This window comes from Variovorax paradoxus (genome assembly GCF_030815975.1).
GTDB classification, from domain to species: Bacteria; Pseudomonadota; Gammaproteobacteria; order Burkholderiales; family Burkholderiaceae_C; genus Variovorax; species Variovorax paradoxus_N.
The window spans coordinates 2,165,915-2,187,761 of the sequence record NZ_JAUSXL010000002.1 but is presented as its reverse complement, the minus strand read 5'-3'; the positions used below and the strand labels follow the sequence as shown (position 1 = coordinate 2,187,761).

General features: G+C 68.6%; 20 protein-coding genes and 1 pseudogene. 13 read left to right on the top strand and 8 right to left on the bottom strand.

Annotation, left to right across the window (positions count from 1 at the left end; genetic code table 11):
- Window positions 1-2: 2 nt before the first annotated feature.
- From QFZ47_RS14055 to QFZ47_RS14045, 3 genes are all read right to left on the bottom strand, one after another.
- The gene (locus QFZ47_RS14055) at window positions 3-1,013 is read right to left on the bottom strand and encodes an ABC transporter substrate-binding protein (protein WP_307656214.1); all 1,011 of its coding nucleotides are present in this window, start codon (window positions 1,011-1,013) and stop codon (window positions 3-5) included.
- Window positions 1,014-1,030: 17 nt separating this feature from the next.
- Window positions 1,031-2,737 (bottom strand): allophanate hydrolase, encoded by a 1,707-nt coding sequence (atzF, locus tag QFZ47_RS14050; RefSeq protein WP_307656213.1) that lies wholly within the window; start codon window positions 2,735-2,737, stop codon window positions 1,031-1,033.
- 210 nt (window positions 2,738-2,947) lie between these two features.
- Entirely contained in the window at window positions 2,948-3,814 is an 867-nt protein-coding gene (locus QFZ47_RS14045; protein WP_307656212.1) for a M48 family metallopeptidase, read from the bottom strand.
- A gap of 77 nt (window positions 3,815-3,891) precedes the next feature.
- Between QFZ47_RS14045 and QFZ47_RS14040 the strand changes: the two genes are divergently transcribed.
- The 7 genes and pseudogenes from QFZ47_RS14040 to QFZ47_RS14010 form a co-directional block, all read left to right on the top strand.
- Window positions 3,892-5,259: an AmpG family muropeptide MFS transporter gene (locus QFZ47_RS14040; RefSeq protein WP_307656211.1), complete on the top strand. Its 1,368-nt coding sequence runs from the start codon at window positions 3,892-3,894 to the stop codon at window positions 5,257-5,259.
- A 128-nt stretch (window positions 5,260-5,387) separates the two neighbouring features.
- Window positions 5,388-6,581: a beta-ketoacyl-[acyl-carrier-protein] synthase family protein gene (locus QFZ47_RS14035; RefSeq protein WP_307656210.1), complete on the top strand. Its 1,194-nt coding sequence runs from the start codon at window positions 5,388-5,390 to the stop codon at window positions 6,579-6,581.
- A 112-nt stretch (window positions 6,582-6,693) separates the two neighbouring features.
- Window positions 6,694-7,539, top strand: a complete 846-nt coding sequence (locus QFZ47_RS14030; protein ID WP_307656209.1) for a beta-ketoacyl synthase chain length factor — start codon at window positions 6,694-6,696, stop codon at window positions 7,537-7,539.
- A 6-nt stretch (window positions 7,540-7,545) separates the two neighbouring features.
- On the top strand, window positions 7,546-9,252 hold the full coding sequence (locus QFZ47_RS14025) for an NAD(P)/FAD-dependent oxidoreductase (protein ID WP_307656208.1): 1,707 nt from the start codon (window positions 7,546-7,548) through the stop codon (window positions 9,250-9,252).
- Window positions 9,249-9,971, top strand: coding sequence for a response regulator (locus QFZ47_RS14020; protein ID WP_124958357.1), 723 nt, complete (start codon window positions 9,249-9,251; stop codon window positions 9,969-9,971). The genes QFZ47_RS14025 and QFZ47_RS14020 overlap by 4 nt, the downstream gene beginning before the upstream one ends.
- A 3-nt stretch (window positions 9,972-9,974) precedes the next feature.
- Window positions 9,975-11,171 carry an ATP-binding protein gene (locus tag QFZ47_RS14015; RefSeq protein WP_307656207.1) on the top strand — a complete coding sequence of 399 codons (1,197 nt, stop codon included), beginning with the start codon at window positions 9,975-9,977 and terminating at the stop codon, window positions 11,169-11,171.
- Between the two features lie 54 nt (window positions 11,172-11,225).
- Window positions 11,226-12,170: pseudogene (locus tag QFZ47_RS14010) on the top strand (O-antigen ligase family protein); the annotation flags it as partial.
- A gap of 328 nt (window positions 12,171-12,498) precedes the next feature.
- Here QFZ47_RS14010 and QFZ47_RS14005 read toward each other — a convergent pair.
- From QFZ47_RS14005 to QFZ47_RS13995, 3 genes are read right to left on the bottom strand one after another with little or no spacing between them, the layout of a single operon-like run.
- Window positions 12,499-12,975 (bottom strand): ABZJ_00895 family protein, encoded by a 477-nt coding sequence (locus QFZ47_RS14005; RefSeq protein ID WP_307656206.1) that lies wholly within the window; start codon window positions 12,973-12,975, stop codon window positions 12,499-12,501.
- Complete coding sequence (locus QFZ47_RS14000) at window positions 12,912-13,121, bottom strand: zinc-finger domain-containing protein (protein WP_012745419.1); 210 nt, start codon at window positions 13,119-13,121, stop codon at window positions 12,912-12,914. The genes QFZ47_RS14005 and QFZ47_RS14000 overlap by 64 nt, the downstream gene beginning before the upstream one ends.
- Window positions 13,122-13,129: 8 nt before the next feature.
- Window positions 13,130-14,080, bottom strand: coding sequence for a branched-chain amino acid transaminase (locus QFZ47_RS13995; protein ID WP_307656205.1), 951 nt, complete (start codon window positions 14,078-14,080; stop codon window positions 13,130-13,132).
- A gap of 133 nt (window positions 14,081-14,213) precedes the next feature.
- Between QFZ47_RS13995 and QFZ47_RS13990 the strand changes: the two genes are divergently transcribed.
- On the top strand, window positions 14,214-15,218 hold the full coding sequence (locus tag QFZ47_RS13990) for a recombination-associated protein RdgC (protein ID WP_307656204.1): 1,005 nt from the start codon (window positions 14,214-14,216) through the stop codon (window positions 15,216-15,218).
- A 71-nt stretch (window positions 15,219-15,289) separates the two neighbouring features.
- Here QFZ47_RS13990 and QFZ47_RS13985 read toward each other — a convergent pair whose 3' ends face one another.
- Both QFZ47_RS13985 and radA read right to left on the bottom strand, forming a co-directional pair.
- A complete protein-coding gene (locus QFZ47_RS13985; RefSeq protein WP_307656203.1) occupies window positions 15,290-15,733 on the bottom strand; it encodes a glycerate kinase in 444 nt (147 codons plus the stop codon).
- A gap of 242 nt (window positions 15,734-15,975) precedes the next feature.
- Window positions 15,976-17,364, bottom strand: coding sequence for a DNA repair protein RadA (radA, locus tag QFZ47_RS13980; protein ID WP_307656202.1), 1,389 nt, complete (start codon window positions 17,362-17,364; stop codon window positions 15,976-15,978).
- Window positions 17,365-17,463: 99 nt separating this feature from the next.
- On the opposite strand from radA, the gene hpaR reads away from it, so the two are divergent.
- Genes hpaR through hpaE form a run of 5 tightly spaced genes read left to right on the top strand, consistent with a single transcriptional unit; the run spans window position 17,464 to window position 21,818 of the window.
- Window positions 17,464-17,898 (top strand): homoprotocatechuate degradation operon regulator HpaR, encoded by a 435-nt coding sequence (gene hpaR, locus QFZ47_RS13975; protein WP_307656201.1) that lies wholly within the window; start codon window positions 17,464-17,466, stop codon window positions 17,896-17,898.
- On the top strand, window positions 17,895-18,533 hold the full coding sequence (locus tag QFZ47_RS13970; RefSeq protein ID WP_307656200.1) for a fumarylacetoacetate hydrolase family protein: 639 nt from the start codon (window positions 17,895-17,897) through the stop codon (window positions 18,531-18,533). The genes hpaR and QFZ47_RS13970 overlap by 4 nt, the downstream gene beginning before the upstream one ends.
- Window positions 18,530-19,300: a fumarylacetoacetate hydrolase family protein gene (locus QFZ47_RS13965; RefSeq protein ID WP_307656199.1), complete on the top strand. Its 771-nt coding sequence runs from the start codon at window positions 18,530-18,532 to the stop codon at window positions 19,298-19,300. Before QFZ47_RS13970 ends, QFZ47_RS13965 begins: the two co-directional genes overlap by 4 nt.
- Before the next feature lie 45 nt (window positions 19,301-19,345).
- Entirely contained in the window at window positions 19,346-20,338 is a 993-nt protein-coding gene (locus QFZ47_RS13960) for a Bug family tripartite tricarboxylate transporter substrate binding protein (protein ID WP_307656198.1), read from the top strand.
- 16 nt (window positions 20,339-20,354) lie between these two features.
- Window positions 20,355-21,818, top strand: coding sequence for a 5-carboxymethyl-2-hydroxymuconate semialdehyde dehydrogenase (gene hpaE, locus QFZ47_RS13955; protein ID WP_307656197.1), 1,464 nt, complete (start codon window positions 20,355-20,357; stop codon window positions 21,816-21,818).
- Window positions 21,819-21,847: the final 29 nt, after the last annotated feature.

Here is a 21,847-nt window from a genome sequence, read left to right as displayed (position 1 = left end):
GGTCATGCCTTGTAGAGCAGGCCGTCCACCGGTACCTTCTTCTCGAAGATGCCTTTCTCGGTGAACAGGTCGTAGAACTTCTGGAAGTACGCGACGTCGCTCGGCTTGAATTCGTTGTAGAGCGTGTACGAGGCGAGCGGCACTTCGGCCGTGAGGCTGCCTTCGATGGCGGTGTAGCCCTTCATGTGCTGGCGCGCGTCGTCGGGCTTGCTGCGCACCAGCTCCACGCCGCGCGCATAGGCGGCGATGTACTTCTTCGCCACCTCGGGGTTCTTCTTGATGAACTCGCTGGTGAGGCTGGCCGCGCCGCCGTGCCAGGGCGCCATCGGATCGCCGAGGATGTACCTGGCGACCACGCCAGCCTCGATGACGCGCGTGGTGCCGTTCATGCGGCCCACGGTGCCGGTGGGCTCGAGCGTGTAGCAGGCGTCGACCTGCCCCGCGACGAGCGCGGCCACATGCTGGCCGATGGGAAGCTCGCTCACGGTGGCGCCCTTGGCGCCCGCGCGTTCGAGCATGGTCTTGCACAGGGTCACGTTCTGGATGCCGGGGCCGGACGCGATCTTCTTGCCGGCCAGCTCGGCCATGGCCTTGATCGGGCTGTCCTTGGCGACGATGAATTCGTCGAGCACGAACTTGGCGTTGCTCGGGTTGGTGCAGAAGATCTTGAAGAGCCCCGGCTGCGCGATCTCGCCGATGGCAAGGTTGGCCGAGCCCGTGCCGTTGGCGCTGCCGTCGCAGCGGCCCGCGAGCATGCCTTCCATGACCTGCTGCGCGCCCGCGAACGTGAGCGGCTCCACGTCGAGGCCCGCTTCCTTGAAGTAGCCGCGGTCGACCGCGGCAAAGAAGGGCAGGCCCGCCGCCACGGGCCAGAAGCCGATGCGGATCTTGGGCGCGGCCTGCGCGCGCACGATGGCGGGCGCGGCCAGCACGGCCAGCCCCGCGGCGCCGGCCTGCAGCAGCTGGCGGCGCGACGCGGCGGAGGCGGCGGGCGGTTTCTCAGGGATGCGCATGAGGACTCCTCGATCGGTCAGGTTGGAATGGCTCGGGAAGAAGCTGCGGCGCGGCTCGCGATGTAGGCGCGCCAGCCGCCGTGGTGGCTCACGTCTTCGGCGTCGGCGAGCGCATGGCCTTCGCAGATGAAGCCGTGCACCCAGCTGCCGTCGGCGAGCTCGACGCTGCCCAGACCCAGCGGCGGCGGGATCAGGGCCAGGAAGCTGCCGACCTGCGCGACGGGAACGGACCACACTTCGAGCGCGATGGCTGCGCCGCCGATCGCGCTGCGCTGCAGCCCCGGCTTGGGCGGCACGGTGCCCGGCAGGGCATGCAGGCGGTAGCGCGGCGCGGTGGTGGTGGCGCGCAGCAGCGTGGCGCCGCGTTCGGTGAGCTGGCCGTTGAGCGGCATGCCCGAGAGATGCGCGCCGACGACGGCGATGGGCATGGTCTGCGCTGGCGAGGCGGCCAGGCCCGGAATGGCGCGCGGCTCGGGCAGCGGCAAGCCTGTGGCGCCCTGTGGCAGTCCGGTGGCGTGGTGATAGCGCTGGCCCAGTTCGGCCAGCGCCAGATCGCTGCCGCACGGGCCGATCAGCGTGATGCCGAAGGGCAGGCCGTCGGCGCGCAGGGAGCTCGGCACCGAGATCGCGGCATAGTCGAGCAGGTTGACGAAGTTGGTGTACGCGCCGAGGTTGCGGTTGCGCACCACGGGGTCGGCGCGCATCTGTTCGCGCGTGTAGTGCGTGGGCGCGGTCGGCACCAGCAGCACGTCGATGCCGCGCCACATCGGCTCGATGCGTTGCGCGAGCGCGCGCAGACGGGTCTGCGCCTCGAACACGTCGGCGGCGTCGTAGCCGCGGCCGCTTTCGAGGATGCCGCGCACCGGCTCGATCACCTGGGAGCCGTGCGCATCGAAGAACCCGCGCACCGCCGCATAGCGCTCGGCCACGAGCGCGCTTTCATACAGCAGCGCGGCGGCCTCGGCCAGCGGCGCAAACGGAATCGCCACGGCCGTGCCGCCGAACTCCGCCAGCCGCACCTGCGCATCGCGAAAGGCGTCTTCGGCCGCGGCATCGCCGAAGAAGCTCAGCGTGTCGGGCACGCCGAAGCGGAAGGCCGATGGAAACGGATCGCTGCGCAGCGCCAGTTCGCGTGAATAGGGATCGCGCGCGTCGGGCCCGGCGGCCGCAAGAAGCACGTCGACGGCCAGGCCAACAGTGCGCGCGAAGATCGACACGCAATCCGCGCTCTGCGCGGCGGGCACCACGCCAAAGGCGCTCAGCAGGCCGCGCGAGGGCTTGAGCCCGACGATGTTGTTGAGCCCTGCGGGCACGCGGCCCGAGCCGGCGGTGTCGGTGCCGAGCGCGAAATCGACCTCGCCCGCGGCCACCACATAGGCCGACCCGGAGCTGGAGCCGCCCGAGACATAGCGCGCGTCGAAGGCATTGGGCACCTCGCCATACGGCGAGCGCGTGCCGTTCAGGCCGCAGGCGAACTGGTCGAGGTTGGTCTTTCCCAGCAGCGATGCACCGGCATCGAGCAGCTTCCGCACCACGGCCGAGTGCTCTTGCGGCCGGCGATCGAAGGCCGGGCAGGCGGCGGTGGTGGGCACGCCGGCCACGTCGATGTTGTCCTTGACGGCAAAGCGCAGGCCCGCAAGGGGGCCGGTGCCCGCACCGGGCACCGGCTGCGCGAAGCGCGCGATCCACGCCGCCGCGGCCGATCCGTTTTCTTCATGCACCATGATCAAGCATCCAAACTTGTGTACAAGTCGAGATGCAAGCAATGTGCCAAGCGAGAACAGGGCGTCTTTTCAGCGTCGTGAGGGATTTGCCCCCTCTCCCCCCGGGAGAGGGTTGGGGTGAGGGCTCCGTGCCGCCGATGAAGCGCGGCTCATTATGGAAGGCCGCGGCCCTCACCCCTGCCCTCTCCCAGAGGGAGAGGGAGCCAGGCATCAGCTCCGCTTCGCTTCCCGGTAAAGCCCTTCGACCTTCGGCAGGCTGGCCTCGAGCTTCTGGATGCGGTCCGGCCCGCTCGGGTGGGTGGAAAGAAAGCTCAGGCCGCCCTGGTTCTTCGAGGCGGTGGCCATCTTGTTCCAGAGCGTGACCGAGGCCTTCGGGTCATAGCCCGCGCGCGCCGCGAGTTCGAGCCCGACGAGATCGGCCTCGGTTTCGTCGCTGCGGCTGAATTTGAGAGTCAGCAGCTGCGTGCCGGCGCGGGCCGCCAGGTCGCCCATCTGGCCCAGCCCCAGCAGCTGCGCACCGATGGAAAGGGCCGCGCCGGTGCCCGCGCTCTTGGCCATGCGCGCGCGCGCATGCTCGCGCAGCGCATGGGCCATCTCGTGCCCCATCACCATGGCGACCTCGTCGTCACTGAGCTTGAGCTGTTCGAGGATGCCGGTGAAGAACGCGATCTTGCCGCCGGGCATGCAGAAGGCATTGATCTGCTTGCTGCCGATGAGGTTGACTTCCCATTTCCAGTCGCGCGCGCGCGAGTTCCACGGCGTGGCAAAGGGGATCAGCCGGTTCGCGATGGTGCGCAGCCGCTGCAGCTGCGCATTGCCGTCGCCCGCGAGCGCGCCCTTGGCGCGCGCCTGTTCGAGCAGCTGGCCGTACTGCTGCACGCCGGCGGCCTCGATGCGGTCGGCCGGCACCAGGTTGCGCGCCACCGAGGCATTGCCCACGTTCACCTGCGCCAGGGCCGGCCCGGCCAATGCCGCACCGGCCGCCGCGAGCAGGAAGGCCCGCCGCGGCTGCCAGGCCGAGGCGCGCGACGCCGAAGAAGCCGCGGAGGAAACGAGAAGCTCGCATCGTGTGCACATGCGCGGATCATAGGAACAATTGCCGACAAAAAGACGGGCTCGGCATGCGGCGCGCCCTCATGGACAATCCGAAGTTCATGTCTGCCCAGCCCGCCGAAACCTCCACCGCCCCCTCCCTGCCCTGGCGCGATGCGCTCAAGGTCTACCTGGAGCCCGCCACGCTGCGCATGCTGGCGCTGGGCTTTTCCGCCGGCCTGCCGCTGCTGCTGGTGCTGGGCACGCTGAGCTTTCGCCTGCGCGAGGCGGGCATCGACCGCACCACCATCGGCTACCTGAGCTGGGTGGGCCTGGCCTACGGCTTCAAGTGGGCCTGGGCACCGCTGGTCGACCGGCTGCCGCTGCCGCCGCTGACCACGCTGCTCGGGCGCCGGCGCGGCTGGCTGCTGCTGGCGCAGGGCGTGGTGATCGCCGGGCTGGTCGGCATGGCGCTCAACGACCCGCGCCAGGGCCTGGCGCCGCTGATCTGGTGCGCGCTGCTGGTCGCCTTCGGCTCGGCCACGCAGGACATCGCGCTCGACGCCTTCCGCATCGAGTCGGCCGAAACCCGCAAGCAGGCCGCGCTCGCCGCCGCCTACCAGACCGGCTATCGGCTGGCGATGATCTGGGCCGGCGCCGGCGTGCTGTGGGTGGCGGCCTGGGCCGAAGTGGCGCCGGCCGCTGGCGCCACGGGTGCGGCGGCCTACCAGAACGGCGCCTGGAAAACGGCCTACCTGGTGATGGCGGCCTCGATGGCGGTGGGCGTGCTCACGGTGCTGCTCTCGCCCGAGCCGGTGCGCCGCGTGCTGCCCAAGCCGAAGAACGCGGCCGAATGGCTGCAGGGCGTGCTGGTCGAGCCCTTTGCGGACTTCATCCGGCGCTACAAGTGGCAGGCCGCGCTGATTCTTTCGCTGATTGCCATCTACCGCATCAGCGACGTGGTGATGGGCATCATGGCCAACCCCTTCTACGTGGACATGGGCTTCACCAAGGACGAGGTGGCCACGGTCAGCAAGATCTACGGCGTGGTCATGACGCTGGTGGGCGCCTTCGTGGGCGGCGTGCTGTCGATGCGGCTGGGCGTGATGCGCGTGCTGATGCTGGGCGCGGTGCTCAGCGCCGCGAGCAACCTGCTCTTTGCCTGGCTGGCCTCGCGCGGGCACGACCTGACGGCGCTGATTGCGGTAGTGTCGGCCGACAACCTGGCCGGCGGCATTGCCTCGGCGGCCTTCATTGCCTACCTGTCGAGCCTCACGAACATCAGCTATTCGGCCACGCAGTACGCCCTGTTCAGCTCGCTGATGCTGCTGCTGCCCAAGTTCATCGCCGGCTACTCGGGCGCTTTTGTCGATGCGCACGGCTATGCCCAGTTCTTCACCGCCACCGCGCTGCTGGGCGTGCCGGTGCTGCTGCTGGTGGCGCTGGCGGCCCGCATCACCACCACCAAGGCCCCCGCCGAGCGCCCATAGGGCACGGGCCGTATAGGAAAACAGCTGACGCCGCGGGCCCCGCGCAACTGGTAGGCTGTCACTTTCCGGTTACCTCCGCTTCGCTCCCAGAGCGATCATTCACCTTCCGTCCGCCACCCAAAAGCAACGTGCCGCCCCGCATTTCTCCCCTTCAGATCAGCGCCTTCACGGCCACGTCGGCCGTCGGCGTCGGCAAGGAGCCGCTCGCCGAGGCGCTCGAGCATTCGCGCAGCGGCCTGCGCGCCAACGATTTCGGCGACGCGCCGCTGCCCACCTGGATCGGCCGGGTCGACGGGCTCGAGGACATCCGCCTGCCCGAGGCGCTGGCCTCGTGGGACTGCCGCAACAACCGGCTGGCCTGGCTGGGCCTGCATGCGGATGGTTTTCCCGAAGCCGTGGCGACTGCGCGGGCCAGGTACGGCGCCTCGCGCATCGCGCTGATCCTGGGCACCTCGACCTCCAGCATCGGCGAGACCGAGCTGGCCTACACCCAGCTCGACGCCGGCGGCCTCTTTCCCGCCAGCCAGCGCCGCCCGGCCGTGCACACGCCGCATTCGCTGGCCATGTTCGTGCAGCAGGTGCTCGGGCTCACCGGGCCGAGCGAGACCATTTCCACCGCCTGCTCGTCGAGCGCCAAGGTGTTCGCCTCGGCCGAGCGGCTGATCCGCCTCGGCCTGGCCGACGCCGCCGTGGTGGGCGGAGTCGACACGCTGTGCGGCAGCGTGCTGTTCGGCTTCAATTCGCTCGAACTGGTGTCGAGCGAGCCGTGCCGGCCCTTCGATGCCGGCCGCAAGGGCATCAGCCTCGGCGAGGCCGCCGGCTTCGCGCTGCTGGAGCGCGTGCAGGACGATGCAGCCGCGCCGCTGCGGCTCTTGGGCTACGGCGAAGCCAGCGATGCGCACCACATGTCGACGCCGCACCCCGAGGGCCTGGGCGCCGAGCGCGCGCTCGACGAGGCGCTGGCGCGCGCGGGCCTGGCGCCCGAGGCCATCGACTACATCAACATGCACGGCACCGCGAGCCAGAAGAACGACGAGGTCGAAGGCGCCCTGGTGGCGCGGCGCTTTCCGGCGCGCACCCATGCCAGCTCGACCAAGGGCTTCATGGGCCACACGCTGGGGGCGGCGGGCATCGTCGAATCGGTGATCAGCCTGCTCGCGATCGAGCGCGGCCTGATGCCGGGCACGGTGAACACGAACCAGCTCGACGCGGGCTTCGGCCCGCAGATCAGGCTCGCGCCCGCGCATGGCGAGGTGCGCTACGCGCTGACCAATTCCTTCGGCTTCGGCGGCAACAACTGCTCGCTGGTGTTCGGTAAATGATGCTCGCCCCCAGGCTCCGCGCACTTCGTGTCGCTCCTCCCTCCCCCTACCGGGGGCAACACCGGTGGCCCGGCAAAGCCGGTTCCACGGTGTTTCGCGAAGGAGACATCCAATGACAACCCGCATGAGCGCCCCCAGGCCCCCGACTCTCTACATCGAAGGCCCGGCCTTCTGGACGCCCACCCTGCCGGGCTGGGACGCCGCCCGCGCCGCCCTCCGCGGCGAAGGCGCGCTGGCCGATCCACCCGCCAGGCGCCCCTCGCCGCAGGTGCTGGCGCCGGCCGAGCGCCGCCGCGCGCCCGACACGGTGGCCCTGGCGCTCGAAGTGGCCGCCGCGTCGATGGCGGGCTCGGGCCGCAACGCTGCGGACGTGCCCTGCGTGTTCGTCTCGGCGCACGGCGATCTCTCGATCAACGACTACATGTGCAGCACGCTCGCCACCGACCCCACGGTGTTGTCGCCCACGCGCTTTCACAACTCGGTGCACAACGCGGCCGTGGGCTACTGGACCATCGGCACCGGCTGCATGGCGGCCAGCAACTCGGTCTCGGCCTACGAAAACAGCTTTGCCGCCGGCCTGCTCGAAGCGGCCGTGCAATGCGCGGCCGATCAGTCGCCGGTGCTGCTGGTGGGCTACGACACGCCCACGGTGGGCCCGCTGACCTCGGTGACCGACAGCCAGGGCCTCTTGGCCGTGGCGCTGGTGATTGCGGCCGAACGCACGGAACGCAGCGTGGCCGTGCTCGATTGGTCGGTGGAAGAGAACGGCGGCGATTGCACTGTGCCCGTACCGCTTTCCGACGCCGCGAAAACGCTGGCGCACATCAACCCGATGGCCCATGCGCTCGGCTTGTTCGAAGCGCTGGCGCGCCTGGAAGACGACCCGCCACCGCCCATCGGCCTGCCGCTGTCTTCCGCCCTGTCGCTGCGGCTTCAACTGCAGCGGGTCCGGGACTGAGGCTCCATGGCCGGCACTGCGCAACGATGTGACGCAGTGATCATGGGCGGCGGGCTCGCGGGCCTGACCCTGGCGCTGCAGCTGAAGCAGCGCTTCCAGGACCTCGACGTGCTGGTGCTGGAGCGCCGCACGCACCCGGTGCCGCACGCGGCGCACAAGGTGGGCGAGTCGTCGGTCGAGATCGGCGCGCACTACTTCGACACGGTGCTCGGCCTCGAGCCCCACATGCACAGCGCGCAGCTGCGCAAGTTCGGCTTCCGCTTCTTCTTCAGCGAAGGCCGGCGCGACATCGACCAGGTCACCGAGATCGGCGCCAGCCGCTACCTGGCGGTGCCGAGCTACCAGATCGACCGCGGCATCTTCGAAAACTACCTGGCCGAGGAAGCCGTGCGGCGCGGCGTGCGCTTCGACGATGCCGCGCTGGTGCGCCGCGTCGAGCTGGCGCCGGACGCCGAGGCACCGCACCGCCTCGAATGGACGCGCGGCGGCGAAACCCACAGCGCCCAGGCGCGCTGGCTGGTCGATGCCTGCGGCCGCGCCGGCCTGCTCAAGCGCAAGCTCGGTCTTGCCGAGGCCAACGCCCACGACGTCAACGCCGTGTGGTTCCGCATCGGCGAGCGCATTGCCATCGACGAATGGAGCGACAACGCCACATGGCGCGAGCGCTGCGATCCGCAGGCGCGCTGGCTTTCCACCAACCACCTGGTGGGCGCGGGCTACTGGGCCTGGCTGATTCCGCTGGCCTCGGGCTCGCATTCGGTGGGCATCGTGGCCGACCCGAAGCTGCACCCGCTGGACACCATCGACACCTTCGACAAGGCCATGCAGTGGTTCGCCACCTACCAGCCGAGGCTGTACGACGCGCTCGACGGCAAGCGACACCTGCTGCAGGACTTCGCGTTTCTCAAGCACTTCTCGCACGGCTGCAAACAGGTGTTCTCGGGCCAGCGCTGGGCCCTGACGGGCGAGGCCGGGCTGTTCCTCGACCCCTTCTATTCGCCGGGCAGCGACTTCATCGCAATCAGCAACACCTACATCACCGACCTGGTGGCGCACGACCGCGCGGGCCGTTCGCTCGAAGCCCGCGCGCAGCTCTACGACCAGATCTATCACTCGTTCTACGAGAGCACGCTGGCGCTCTACCAGGACCAGTACCCGCTGTTCGGCGACCCCGAGGTGCTGCCGGTGAAGGTGATCTGGGACTACACCTACTACTGGGGCGTGCTCTCGCAGATCTTCTTCCAGCAGCGGCTCACCGACCTGATGCTGCTGGGCAGCCTGAAGGAAGAGCTGCAGCACTGCCGGCGCCTGAACCTCGCGGTGCAGCAACTGCTGCGCAGCTGGTCCGCGGCCAGTGCCAAGCGCAACGCCCCGGTCATGCTCGACCAGGCCGCCATGCCCTGGTTCGCCGAGCTCAATCGGAGCCTGAAGGACGCGCGGCTGGACGATGCCGAGTTCAGGGCGCGCATCCGGGCCTCGGCCGCGCAGCTGCGCCAATTGGCCAGCGAGATCCTCGAACGGGCGCGGGCGGACCATGCGGACCTGGGCGGCTGCACCCTCCCCTCGATACTCGAGGAAAACATCGCCGCCGTGCCCGCCAGCGTGCAAGGCGGCGCCATGCTTTTTGCAGAACTTCCGGTTGACATCCGGAAGCTGCGTTTACCCAACTTTACGGGGCGTTCAAGCCCCGTTGCCCCCGGTGGACGACCATGAAGCGCATGAGCACCCCTCAACTCCTGATGATCGAAGACGACGCCCGCCTGGCGCAGATGGTGGGCGAATACCTGACGCAGTCGGGTTTCCTCTTCACGCACGCCGGCGACGGCGCCAGCGGCCTCGAACAGCTGCAGCAGCACGCGCCCGACCTGGTGATCCTCGACCTGATGCTGCCCGACACCGACGGCCTGGAGATCTGCCGCCGCATCCGCTCGCTGCCGCCTCCGGCTTCCAAGGTGTCGGTGCTGATGCTCACGGCCAAGGGCGATCCGATGGACCGCATCATCGGCCTGGAAATCGGCGCCGACGACTACCTGCCCAAGCCCTTCGAGCCGCGCGAGCTGCTCGCGCGCATCCGCGCGGTGCTGCGCCGCCGCAGCGAGAACAGCGCCGACACCGAAGCCAGCACGGTGATGCGCTTCGGCACGCTCGAGATCGACCGCAACGCGCGCACCGTGTCGGTGGGCGGCGCGCTGGCCGACCTCACCTCCTACCAGTTCGACCTGCTGGTGGCGATGGCCGAGCGCGCCGGGCGCGTGCTCACGCGCGACCAGATCATGGAGGCCGTGCGCGGCCGCGAGCTCGAGGCCTTCGACCGCTCGATCGACGTGCACATGGGCCGCATCCGCGCCGCGATCGAGGTCGACGCCAAGAACCCGAAGCGCATCCTCACGGTGCGCGGCGTGGGCTACGTGTTCGCCAAGCAGCAAGATTGATTGATGCTGCGCAGCCTCTACTCCCGCCACCTCTACGTCCGCATCTGGCTCGCGGTGGTGGGCGGCGTCGTCATCCTCACGCTGATGGCCAACTGGATCGTGCGCGAGGCAGCGGAGGCCGAGCGCGAACGGCTGGCGCCGGTGCCGCGCAACGTGGTGGTGCTCGATGCGCAGGACCGCACCATCGGCAGCGGCAAGGCGCTGCGCGTGCCGGGCCAGGGGCTGGAGTTCGACGTGACGCTCAGCGACGGCAAGGCCATCACGCTGCGCGTGGCGCCGCGCGATCGGCCCTCGGGTACCGGCGGCTTCGCGCCCTGGCGCACGCCGTTCGGGCTGGGCTGGATGATCGCGCTGGTGGGCATTGCGGTGGCGCTGGGCGTGTACCCGATCGTGCGGCGGCTCACCCAGCGGCTGGAGGCGCTGCAGCGCGGCGTGCAGCGCTGGGGCGAGGGCGATCTCTCGGTGCGCGTGACCGAAGAAGGGCAGGACGAAGTGGCTGATCTCTCCAAACGTTTCAACGCGTCGGCCGAACGCATCGAACAGCTGGTGCGTTCGCACAAGTCGCTGCTGGCCAATGCATCGCATGAGCTGCGCTCGCCGCTCACCCGCATCCGCATGGGCCTGGAGCTGATGGGCGAACGCCCGAGCCCCAAGGCACGGGAAGAAATCTCGCGCAACATCGGCGAGCTCGACCAACTCATCGACGAAATCCTGCTGGCCAGCCGGCTCGATGCGAGCGAGGCCGACATCGGCACCATCGAGGCGGTCGACCTCACGGGGCTCGCGGCCGAGGAGTGCTCGCAGGTGAATGCCGAGCTCGACCTGGTGGAAGGCACCGACAACGCCAGGCTCACCGTGCCCGGCGTCTCGCGCCTCTTGCGCCGCGCGATCCGCAACCTGCTCGAGAACGCTCGCCGCTATGGAGCGGGCGAAATTTCGGTGGAACTGGGCAGCGCCAACGGCTTTGCCACCGTGCGCGTGAACGACCGCGGACCCGGCGTGCCGGCGGCCCTGCGCGAGCGCATTTTCGAGCCCTTCTACCGGCTGCCCGGCGCCAGCGAGCGCAACGGCGGCGTGGGCCTGGGGCTCGCGCTGGTGAAGTCGATTGCCGAGCGCCACGGCGGCAGCGTGCGCTGCGAAGAGCGCCCGGGCGGCGGCGCCAGCTTTGTCATCCGGCTGCCGGCGGCCAGCCGCGGCTGACACAACAGGCCGGCCGGTCCGAAGTCAGGTTGAGGCCCGCCGGCCCCACCTAGAATGCCGGCCCTATGCAGAGATCGCACATCGTCAGGCCCGCGGCCCATGTTCTGGGGGCTGGTGGTGTTCATGCCCGTCGGCGTCACCTACCTTTCGGCCCTGCTGCTGCTCGCCACCATGGGGCTGGCCGGCGGATACCGCGAACGCTTCGCGCGGCTGCGCGCCAACCCGCTGTGGTGGCCGCTGGTGGCGTACCTGGCCTGGACCTTCATCGTGCTGGCCATCGGGCCGCACTATCCCGAGACCGGCTCGAACCTGTTCCACGGCCTGCGCATCGGCCTCACGATACTGATGGCGATGGCGCTCGCGCGCGAAGAAGCGATATGGGCGCTGCGCGGCTTCCTGCTGATCGCGGCGCTGAATGTCCTGCTGGTCGTCGCCTACTACGCCATCGGCTTCCAGATCTGGCCGCCGCTGCGCGCGGTGGTCATGGAAGTGGGCAACAAGTCGATCAGCAACGCGCTGCTGTTCAGCGTGGTGGCGTCCACGGCCGCCGTGTGGGGCATTGCGCAGATCGCCGCGCACCGGCCGCTGCGCGCCGTTCCGGCCTTCGTGCTGGTGCTCGGCCTGGGCCTGGTGGTGGCGCTGCCGCTGACCTCGCGCACCTCGGTGCTCGCGCTGATGCTGGTGATTCCGGTGGTGTGCATCCACCAGTGGCGCAGCCACCTGAAGATGCTGGTGAGCGCGCTGGTGCTGGGGGCCGTGGTGCTGGCGGCCGGGCTCTACCAGCTGCCGCAGCTGCAGCACAAGGTCGAGACCGGCGTGGAGGAAATCGAGAAGGCGCAGGCCGGCGCGATCTTCAAGGGCAGCTGGGTCATCCGCTACTACATGTACCGCGACACCGGCCTCATGATCGCCGACCGGCCGCTCACCGGCTGGGGCATCGGCGGCTGGACCGACCAATGGCACAAGCGCGGCCCGGCGCTGTTCGCCGATTCGAACATGCCGCACAACGACTTCCTGTGGGTTGGCGCGCAGGGCGGGCTGCCGGCCTTGCTGAGCCTGCTGGCCATCATGGCGGGTGCCGTCTGGCAGGCGTGGAAAACGGCCCGACATCGCGGGCCGCTACGCGCTGGCCGCCACCTTGATCGCGCTGATCGCGTCGAGCGTGAACTCGGCCATGCGCGACGCGCAGATCGGCCTGGCGCTGCTGTGGATTGCGATGGTCTACCTGCGGCTGGCGCAGGAACTGCGCGATGCGCAGCCCTGGCGCGGCCTGTGGCCGACGCGGCGCATCGCGGCGGCGCTCGAGGTCCCGCCGCAATCGCTATAACTATCTGCTGTTGCTGCGCCTGGCTTCGGCGGCCGCGAACTGCCGGCCCGCCATGCCGACGAAAAAGTAGATCACCGCGGCGTGCAGCGCGCCCACGAAAAGCAGCACCAGCAGCATCGGCCCCAATTGCAGCACCGAAGCGCCGGCAGCCAGGGCCGCCGCCACCGACACCGCGGCCTGGATCGCCAGGTCGATCGCGATCATGCCGAGCACGGCGCGGGTCTTTTCATCGCGCGCGAGGTACCGGCCGTTCTTCTTGCCGAAAGCCAGGCACACCCACATCACGGCGCCCAGGAGCGCCGCCGTGTTGACGCCCGCGTTGGCCTTGACGCCGAACAGGTTCAGCGCCAGGCCCAGGATGAGCAGCAGGAGCAGGTAGGCCGCGCCGAAGCGGCCCAGCAGGCCGCGAACGGTCAATGCCGGGACGACACCGTCTCGCCCGCCTTCAGGCGGTAGACGGTGCCGCAGTAGGGGCACTTGGCCTCACCGGTGCGCGCCACGTCCAGGTAGACCTTGGGATGGGTGTCCCAGAGCTTCATGTCCGCCTTGGGGCTGGGGCAGAACACGCCGCCCTGATGGTTGAGCTCTCTGGCCAGGAGTTCGACGACTGCGTTGGTAGGCATGGTTTTTCTCAGACTTTCGTGAGCCAGTGGGCGTACTTGGGGTTCTTGCCGTTCACGATGTCGAAGAAGGCCGCCTGGATTTTCTCGGTGATCGGGCCGCGCGAGCCGCCGTCGCCGCGGTTGCCGATCTCGATGCGGTCGAGCTCGCGGATGGGCGTCACTTCGGCGGCCGTGCCGGTGAAGAAGGCTTCGTCGGCAATGTAGACCTCGTCGCGCGTGATGCGCTTCTGCACCAGCTCGATGCCGAGATCCTTGCACACGTGCAGGATGGTATTGCGCGTGATGCCGTTGAGCGCGCCGGCCGAGAGGTCGGGCGTGTAGACCACGCCGCCCTTGACCACGAAGATGTTCTCGCCCGCGCCTTCGGAGACGAAGCCGCTCGCGTCGAGCAGCAGCGCCTCGTCGTAGCCGTCGTCCAGCGCTTCCATGTTGGCGAGGATCGAGTTGGTGTAGTTGCTCACCGACTTGGCCTGCGTCATGGTGATGTTGACGTGGTGGCGGGTGAAGCTCGAGGTCTTCACGCGGATGCCGCGCCGCATGCCCTCTTCGCCCAGGTAGGCGCCCCAGGACCAGGCCGCGACCATGGCGTGGATCCGGTTGCCCTTGGGGCTCACGCCGAGCTTTTCGGAGCCGATCCAGATCAGCGGGCGCAGGTAGCAGCTTTCGAGCTTGTTCTCGCGCACCACCTGCTTCTGGGCTTCGTTGAGCTGTTCCTGCGTGAAGGGAATCTTCATGCGCAGGATCTTGGCGCTGTTGAAGAGCCGCTCGGTGTGCTCGGCGAGGCGGAAGATCGCCGTGCCCTCGGGCGTCTTGTAGGCGCGCACGCCCTCGAAGGCGCCGCAGCCGTAGTGCAGCGTGTGGCTCAGCACGTGGATCTTGGCGTCGCGCCAGTCCACGAGTTCGCCGTCCATCCAGATCTTGCCGTCACGGTCGTCCAGCGAGGGGGGGATCGAGCTCATTTCCTGATTCCTTTGGGAGCTGTGTGGGGAGCGACCGGGGGGAAGTCGCAAAAGCTTTCGATTTTACGGTGGCCGCCGGAACGCCGTGCCCGACAATGGCCAGTTGTCCAAACCAGTGGAAAAAAGGGTTTCCGTGTCCGTATTCAAGAACGTCATCGTCTATCGCATCGAACCTGCCTGGTCCCAAACATTGGCCGAGGCAGAAGAGGGGCTCGGCAAGCACCGCTTCGAGCCCTGCGGCCCCTCGCAGGAAAAGTCCGCCGGCTGGGCCGAGCCCCGCGGCGAAGCCAACGGCCCGCTGGTCGAATCCATCGACGGCCAGTGGCTGGTCGAATACATGATCGAGAGCAAGGCGGTGCCCGGCTCCGTGGTGCGCCGCAAGCTCGACGAGCGCTGCGCGCAGATCGAGGCCACCACCGGCCGCAAGCCCGGCAAGAAGGAAAAGAAGGAGCTCAAGGAGGACATCACCCTGGAGCTGCTGCCGATGGCCTTCACGCGCAGCGCCCGCGTGGCCGTGTGGATCGACCAGGCCGAGCGCCGCCTCGTGATCAACAGCGGCAACGCCGCGCGCGCCGACGAAGTGGTCACCAGCCTCGTGAAGTCGCTCGACGGCTTTGCGGTGGCCCTCATCAACACGCAGATCGAGCCCGCGGCCGCCATGGCCAACTGGCTCCTGACGCAGGAGCCGCCCGCGGGTTTCACCATCGACCGCGAGTGCGAGCTCAAGGCCTCCGACGACTCCAAGGCCGTGGTGCGCTACGCCAAGCATCCGCTCGACATCGAGGAAGTGCAGAAGCACATCACCGACGGCAAGCGCCCCACGCGCCTGGCGCTCACCTGGGACGACCGCGTGTCCTTCGAGCTGACGCACGGCATGCTGATCCGCAAGATCGTGTTCCTCGAAGGCACGGGCGACGGCGCGGCCGGCGGCAAGAAGGAAGACAACTTCGACGCCGACGTGGCCATTGCCACCGGCGAGCTCGGCCAGCTGGTGCCGGCGCTGCTCGACGCGCTGGGCGGCGAGGCGGCGTTCAGCGGCGCGCCAACGGATGCAGCAGCCCCGAAGCCTGTCGCGCAAGTGCCCACGACCACCACGCCGGCCGACGCCGAAGCCGAGGAAGAAGACGCGCCCTTCTGACGGCCGGCGCTTCTTCGCGCGGGCTGAAGGCCCGCGACGATGGCGCCGGAAGCGCGGCACCTCAGCCTTGCCTAGCGCGCCGTGTTTTCTTCGGAAGACGGCGCGTCGTCGGGCTCCGCTTCGGGCCGCGTCAATGTCCAGCTCTGCAGCTTGCCGCCGTTGAACACGGCGTCGACGTACGAGCCGCCGGTGTCGGTCCAGCGGTAGAGCTCGGGCTGCTCGTCCTTGGGCGAGCGCAGCTCACCCAGGGCGCGCGTCATCGCAATGACGTGCATCAGCGTCACGCCCTGCTTGAGCTTGGCGTTGAGCATCACCGCGCTCGCCACATAGCCCACCGGCCGGTCGGCCGCGCGCTTGAGCACCTGCATCGCGCGGTTGAAGTGCAGCAGCAGGAACATCACGATGACGCCGCCGGTCAGCGCCACGCCGGCCCAGCCGTAGCTGCGCCATGCGAGCCCGAGCAGGATGATGCCGCCCACGGGCACCAGTATTTTCTGGAAATTCATGGGGCGCATTGTCGCCTCGCGCGGTAGCCGCCCTGGCTACCGCCAGGCGCGCAGGACGGTACTCGCCCCGAAAGGCGCACCGCGCGCCGGCTCCCGCTGGCACATTTCGCCGCACGGGCCGACCAGGCCGGTTTCATTCAGGGAGAGGCAACCGGGGTTGCCAGCACAACAACAAGACACGTCACACATCGGGGAACAGGGAGGATCGCCCGGCGCGCCATTGGCGCGCCGGGCATTTTTTCATGGGTCGATCAGTCGAGCCGGCGCACCACGTCCATCGCCTCCTCGATGCGCTCGACGGCATGGATGGTCAGGCCCTCGATCTCCTTCGAGCCCTTGCGCGGCGCGTTGGCCTTGGGCACCACGGCCACGCTGAAGCCCAGCTTGGCCGCTTCGCGCAGGCGCTCCTGGCCCCGCGGCGCGGGGCGCACCTCGCCGGCCAGCCCGACCTCGCCGAATGCGATGAACCCCTTGGGCAGCGGCTTGCCGCGCAGGCTTGAGGTGATGGCGAGCATCACGGCCAGGTCGGCCGCCGGCTCGCTGATGCGCACGCCGCCCACCGCGTTGACGAACACATCCTGGTCCATGCAGGCCACGCCCGCGTGGCGGTGCAGCACGGCCAGCAGCATCGCGAGCCGGTCGCGGTCCAGGCCCACCGAGAGGCGGCGCGGACTCGGCCCGCCGTTGTCGACCAGCGCCTGGATCTCCACCAGCATCGGCCGCGTGCCTTCGAGCGTGACCAGCACCACGCTGCCGGGCACCGGCTCCGCATGCTGGCTCAGGAAGATCGCGCTCGGGTTGGTCACGCCCTTCAGGCCGCGCTCGGTCATCGCGAACACGCCGATCTCGTTCACGGCGCCGAAGCGGTTCTTGATGGCGCGCACGAGGCGAAAGCTCGAATGCGTGTCGCCCTCGAAGTACAGCACCGTGTCGACCATGTGCTCGAGCACGCGCGGGCCCGCGAGCGCCCCCTCCTTGGTGACATGGCCCACCAGCACCACCGCCGTGCCGCTGGTCTTGGCAAAGCGCGTGAGGTGGGCCGCGCATTCGCGCACCTGGGCCACCGAGCCTGGGGCGGAAGTGAGCTGGTCGGAATACACCGTCTGGATCGAGTCGATCACCGCGATGGCCGGGCGCGTGGCGTCGAGCGTGGCGATGATCTTCTCGAGCTGGATCTCGGCCAGCACCTGCACCTGCGAGTGGTCCAGGCCCAGCCGCCTGGAGCGCAGCGCCACCTGCGCGCCGCTTTCCTCGCCGGTGACGTAGAGCGCGTTCTGCCCCGCGCGCTGCAGCGCATCGACCGCCTGCAGCAGCAAGGTCGACTTGCCGATGCCCGGGTCGCCGCCGATCAGCGTGACGCCGCCCGAGACGATGCCGCCGCCCAGCACGCGGTCGAGTTCGTCGAGCCCGGTGGGCGTGCGTTCGATGTCGGTCGCTTCCATTTCCGACAGCGTGGCAAGTTCGGACACGCCCGCGAGCGCGGCGTACTGTGTGCCGAAGCGGTTGTTGGCCGGGCCGCTGCTGCCCGCCACCTGTTCGATGAGAGTGTTCCAGGCGCCGCAGCTCGGGCATTTGCCGAGCCACTTGGGGCTGGTGCCGCCGCATTCGCTGCAGACGAAGAGAGATTTTTCCTTGGCCATGCGGCGAGTTTAGGTGTCCGCACAAACCCTGATGCCAGGGGCCTTGGAAAGGCGTGATGAATCATTTAACATGTTAAGTAATTTCGAAAGAGACGAGCCTTGAGCACCACATTCACGCACCGCAATTTGCCGCGCCTGCTGCTGCAGGCGCGCGAAGCCGTGATGGCCCACACGCGGCCCAGCCTGCGCGAGCATGCGCTGTCCGACCAGCAATGGCGCGTGCTGCGCGTACTTGGCGAGCACGGCGCGGTCGATACCGGCCGCGTGGCTCGCGAGGCCTTCATCCTCGGCCCCAGCCTCACCGGCGTGCTCGCACGCATGGAGCGCGACGACCTCATCATCCGCGCCCGCGATCCGGCCGACCAGCGCCGCACCGTGGTCGAGGCCACGCCGCACGGCATGAAGCTCGTAAAGCGCCTGTCGGGCAGCATCGAGGCGCACTACGACTGGATGGAAAGGTCGCTGGGCAAGGCCAAGCTCACGCAGCTCTATGGGCTGCTCGACGAACTCATCGCACTGGAGCAGCCCTCATGAGCGGCAACCCCCATTTCATGCCCGCCGGCACCGTGTACGGCACGCTGTTGAATTTCCGCGCCGAGTTCGAGGCGCTCGCCCCGCAGATGACGCAGCTGCCCTACAAGGCCCCGCCGAAGGCGCCCGTGCTCTACGTGAAGACGGTCAACACCTGGAGCCCGCACGGCAGCGCCATCGCGATGCCTTCGTCCGTGTCCGAGGTGGAAGTCGGCGCCAGCATCGGCATGGTGATCGGCGCCGAGGGCGACGTCGAAGGCTTCGTACTGATGAACGACCTCTCGATCCCGCATGCGAGCTTCTTCCGCCCGCCCGTGAAGTTCAAATGCGTCGACGGCTTCCTGGGCATTGGCCCGGCGCTGCGCGATGCGCAGGAGGTGGCCGACCCCGCGCACTTCCACGTCGAGGTGCGCATCAACGGCGCGCTGAAGCAGTCGATCGACTTCTCGCAGCTCGTGCGGCCCGCGCAGCAGCTGCTCGCCGACGTCGGCGAATTCATGACGCTCGCGCATGGCGACGTGCTGATGCTGGGCTGCGATGCCGGCCGGCCGCTGGCGCGTGCGGGCGACCGCATCGAGATCTCGGCGCCGGGCTTCGAGGCCTTGAGCAACACGCTGGTGCAAGAGGCCGCAGCATGAAGCACGCACGCGTCATCTTCGAAGGTCGTGAGCACACCGGCATCGCGCACGAATTCAACGGCCAGGCCGATGCCGCCGTGCGGCTGGACGACGGCCGCGTCGTGCCGCAGGAACAGCTTGTGTGGCTGCCGCCGCTCGCGCCCTCGCCGCGCCCGCGCACCATCCTCGCGCTCGGCCTGAACTACGCCGACCACGCGAAGGAACTCGAGTTCAAGGCGCCCGAGGAACCCTTGGTGTTCGTCAAGGGCCAGAGCACGCTCATCGGCCACCGCCAGCACACGCACCGGCCGGCCGGCGTGCAGTTCATGCACTACGAGTGCGAGCTCGCCATCGTGGTCGGCAAGACCGCGAAGAACGTGAAGCGGGCCGACGCCTACGACTTCATCGGCGGCTACACGGTCGCCAACGACTACGCGATCCGCGACTACCTCGAGAACTGGTACCGCCCCAACCTGCGCGTGAAGAACCGCGACACCTGCACGCCGCTCGGCCCCTGGTTCGTCGACGCGGCCGACGTGCCCGACCCCATGGCACTCGCATTGAAGACCACGGTGAACGGCACCGTCACGCAGCAGGGCAGCACGCGCGACATGATCTTCGACGTGCCCTTTCTCATCGAATACTTCAGCCGCTTCATGACACTGTCGCCGGGCGACCTGATCCTCACGGGCACGCCCGACGGCGTGGTCGACTGCGAGCCGGGCGACGTGGTCATCTGCGAGATCGAGCACATCGGCGCTTTGGTCAACACCATCGACGCGGCCTGATTTTTTTCCTGTCACACATATACAAAAGCAGCGGAGACAAACGCCATGAACACCAGAAAGAAAATACGCGGCGTCGCGGCCACCCTCGTGGCGTTGAGCGCCTCGATGTTCGCGCTCGATGCATCGGCGCAGACCGCGGCCTACCCCGCCAAGCCCGTGCGCTGGGTGGTGGGCTACCCGGCCGGCGGCGGCACCGACTTTCTCGCACGCACGGTCGGCGCGCAGGTGTCGCAGCAGGTGGGCCAGCCGGTGCTCGTCGACAACAAGCCCGGCGCGGGCGCGATCATCGCGTCGGAGAACGTGGCGCGTTCGCCGGGCGACGGCTACACCGTGTTCTCGGCCGACAACGGCGTGCTGGTCTACAACCCCGCGCTCTACAAGAAGCTGCCCTACGACGCCGAGAAAGACTTCGCGCTCGTCGGCATGATGGGCCGCTCGCCGCTCGTCATCACGGCCGCGCCCAATGCGGGCATCGCCGATGCCAAGGCGCTCGTCGCCGCGCTGAAGGCTTCACCCGGCAAATACAGCATCGCGACGCCTGGCACAGGCAGCCCGCACCACCTCGCGATGGAACTGTTCCAGCGCGAGGCCGGCGTGTCGATGCTTCACGTGCCCTACAAGGGCGGCGCACCCGCGCTTCAAGACCTGATGGGCGGCCAGGTTCCGCTGATGATGCTCGACCTGCCCAGCGGTGTGAGCGCGGTCAAGGCCGGCAAGGTGGTACCGCTGCTCGCGATGTCGGCCGAGCGCATTCCGCAGCTGCCCAATGTGCCCACCGCCAAGGAGATGGGCTACGCCAACGTCGAGGCCTACACCTGGCAGGGCCTCGTGGCGCCCGCAGCCACGCCGAAGGAAGTGCAGGCCAGGCTCGGCGCCGAGCTGCAGAAGGCCATGGGCGATGCGGGCGTGCGCCAGAAACTCTATGACGCGGGCTGGGAAGCACGCCCTGCCGACGCCACCGAAATGACGCGCTACACCGATGCGGAGCGCAAGAAATGGCACGCGCTGATCAAGGCGCGCGACATCAAGCTCGACTGAACCGGACACCTTTTCCATGCAACAGATCAACCACCTCATCGGCGGCAAGTCCGTCACAGGCAAGGACTACTTCGAGACCATCAACCCGGCCACGCAGGAGGTTCTGGCCGAGGTCGCCTCGGGCGGCGAGGCCGAAGTGAATGCGGCCGTGGCCGCCGCCAAGGAGGCCTTTCCCAAGTGGGCCGGCCTGCCCGCGCCCGAACGCGCCAAGCTCGTGCGCAAGCTCGGCGACCTGATCGCGCAGCACGTGCCCGAGATCGCACAGACCGAGACCAATGACTGCGGCCAGGTGATCGCACAGACCGGCAAGCAGCTGATTCCGCGCGCGGCCGACAACTTCTACTACTTCGCCGAGATGTGCACGCGCGTCGACGGCCACACCTACCCCACGCACACGCACCTGAACTACACGCTGTTTCACCCGGTGGGCGTGTGCGCGCTCATCAGCCCGTGGAACGTGCCCTTCATGACCGCCACCTGGAAGGTCGCGCCCTGCCTGGCCTTCGGCAACACCGCGGTGCTGAAGATGAGCGAGCTCTCGCCGCTCACGGCCGCGCGGCTGGGTGAGCTGGCGCTCGAAGCCGGCATTCCGCCCGGCGTGCTCAACCTCGTGCACGGCTATGGCAAGGAAGCCGGCGAGCCGCTGGTGGCGCACCCCGACGTGCGCGCGATCTCGTTCACCGGCTCCACCGCCACCGGCAACCGCATCGTGAAGAGCGCGGGCCTGAAGAAGTTCAGCATGGAGCTGGGCGGCAAGAGCCCGTTCGTGATCTTCGAAGACGCCGATCTCGACCGCGCGCTCGATGCGGCGGTGTTCATGATCTTCAGCAACAACGGCGAACGCTGCACGGCCGGTTCGCGCATCCTGGTGCAGCAGTCGATCTATGCCGACTTTGCCGCGAAGTTCGCCGAGCGCGCCAGGCGCATCGTGGTGGGCGACCCGCTCGACGAGAAGACCATCGTCGGGCCGATGATTTCGCAGGCGCACCTGGCGAAGGTGCGCAGCTATATCGAACTCGGTCCGAAGGAAGGCGCGACGCTCTTGTGCGGCGGGCTCGAGGTTCCGGGCAACCTGCCCGATCGCGTGAAGAAGGGCAACTACGTGGCGCCCACCGTGTTCGCCGACGTAGACAACCGGATGCGAATTGCGCAGGAAGAAATCTTCGGACCGGTGGCGTGCCTGATTCCGTTCAAGGACGAGGCCGATGCGATTCGCCTTGCCAACGACATCCAGTACGGCCTGAGCAGCTATGTATGGACCGAGAACATCGGCCGCGCGCACCGCGTGGCCGCCGCGGTCGAGGCCGGCATGTGCTTCGTCAACAGCCAGAACGTGCGCGACCTGCGCCAGCCCTTCGGCGGCACCAAGGCCTCGGGCACGGGGCGCGAAGGCGGCACCTGGAGTTATGAAGTGTTCTGCGAGCCGAAGAATGTGGCGGTGTCGATGGGCTCGCATCACATTCCGCATTGGGGGACTTGAGATGAGCTCTTGCTTTTCTGTTCGTCGCG

Coding starts and splice junctions, on each gene's coding strand:
- QFZ47_RS14055 (WP_307656214.1), bottom strand. CDS start 1,013: ATGCGCATCCCTGAGAAACCGCCCGCCGCCTCCGCCGCGTCGCGCCGC.
- atzF (WP_307656213.1), bottom strand. CDS start 2,737: ATGGTGCATGAAGAAAACGGATCGGCCGCGGCGGCGTGGATCGCGCGC.
- QFZ47_RS14045 (WP_307656212.1), bottom strand. CDS start 3,814: ATGTGCACACGATGCGAGCTTCTCGTTTCCTCCGCGGCTTCTTCGGCG.
- QFZ47_RS14040 (WP_307656211.1), top strand. CDS start 3,892: ATGTCTGCCCAGCCCGCCGAAACCTCCACCGCCCCCTCCCTGCCCTGG.
- QFZ47_RS14030 (WP_307656209.1), top strand. CDS start 6,694: ATGACAACCCGCATGAGCGCCCCCAGGCCCCCGACTCTCTACATCGAA.
- QFZ47_RS14025 (WP_307656208.1), top strand. CDS start 7,546: ATGGCCGGCACTGCGCAACGATGTGACGCAGTGATCATGGGCGGCGGG.
- QFZ47_RS14020 (WP_124958357.1), top strand. CDS start 9,249: ATGAAGCGCATGAGCACCCCTCAACTCCTGATGATCGAAGACGACGCC.
- QFZ47_RS14015 (WP_307656207.1), top strand. CDS start 9,975: ATGCTGCGCAGCCTCTACTCCCGCCACCTCTACGTCCGCATCTGGCTC.
- QFZ47_RS14000 (WP_012745419.1), bottom strand. CDS start 13,121: ATGCCTACCAACGCAGTCGTCGAACTCCTGGCCAGAGAGCTCAACCAT.
- QFZ47_RS13995 (WP_307656205.1), bottom strand. CDS start 14,080: ATGAGCTCGATCCCCCCCTCGCTGGACGACCGTGACGGCAAGATCTGG.
- QFZ47_RS13985 (WP_307656203.1), bottom strand. CDS start 15,733: ATGCGCCCCATGAATTTCCAGAAAATACTGGTGCCCGTGGGCGGCATC.
- radA (WP_307656202.1), bottom strand. CDS start 17,364: ATGGCCAAGGAAAAATCTCTCTTCGTCTGCAGCGAATGCGGCGGCACC.
- QFZ47_RS13970 (WP_307656200.1), top strand. CDS start 17,895: ATGAGCGGCAACCCCCATTTCATGCCCGCCGGCACCGTGTACGGCACG.
- QFZ47_RS13965 (WP_307656199.1), top strand. CDS start 18,530: ATGAAGCACGCACGCGTCATCTTCGAAGGTCGTGAGCACACCGGCATC.
- QFZ47_RS13960 (WP_307656198.1), top strand. CDS start 19,346: ATGAACACCAGAAAGAAAATACGCGGCGTCGCGGCCACCCTCGTGGCG.
- hpaE (WP_307656197.1), top strand. CDS start 20,355: ATGCAACAGATCAACCACCTCATCGGCGGCAAGTCCGTCACAGGCAAG.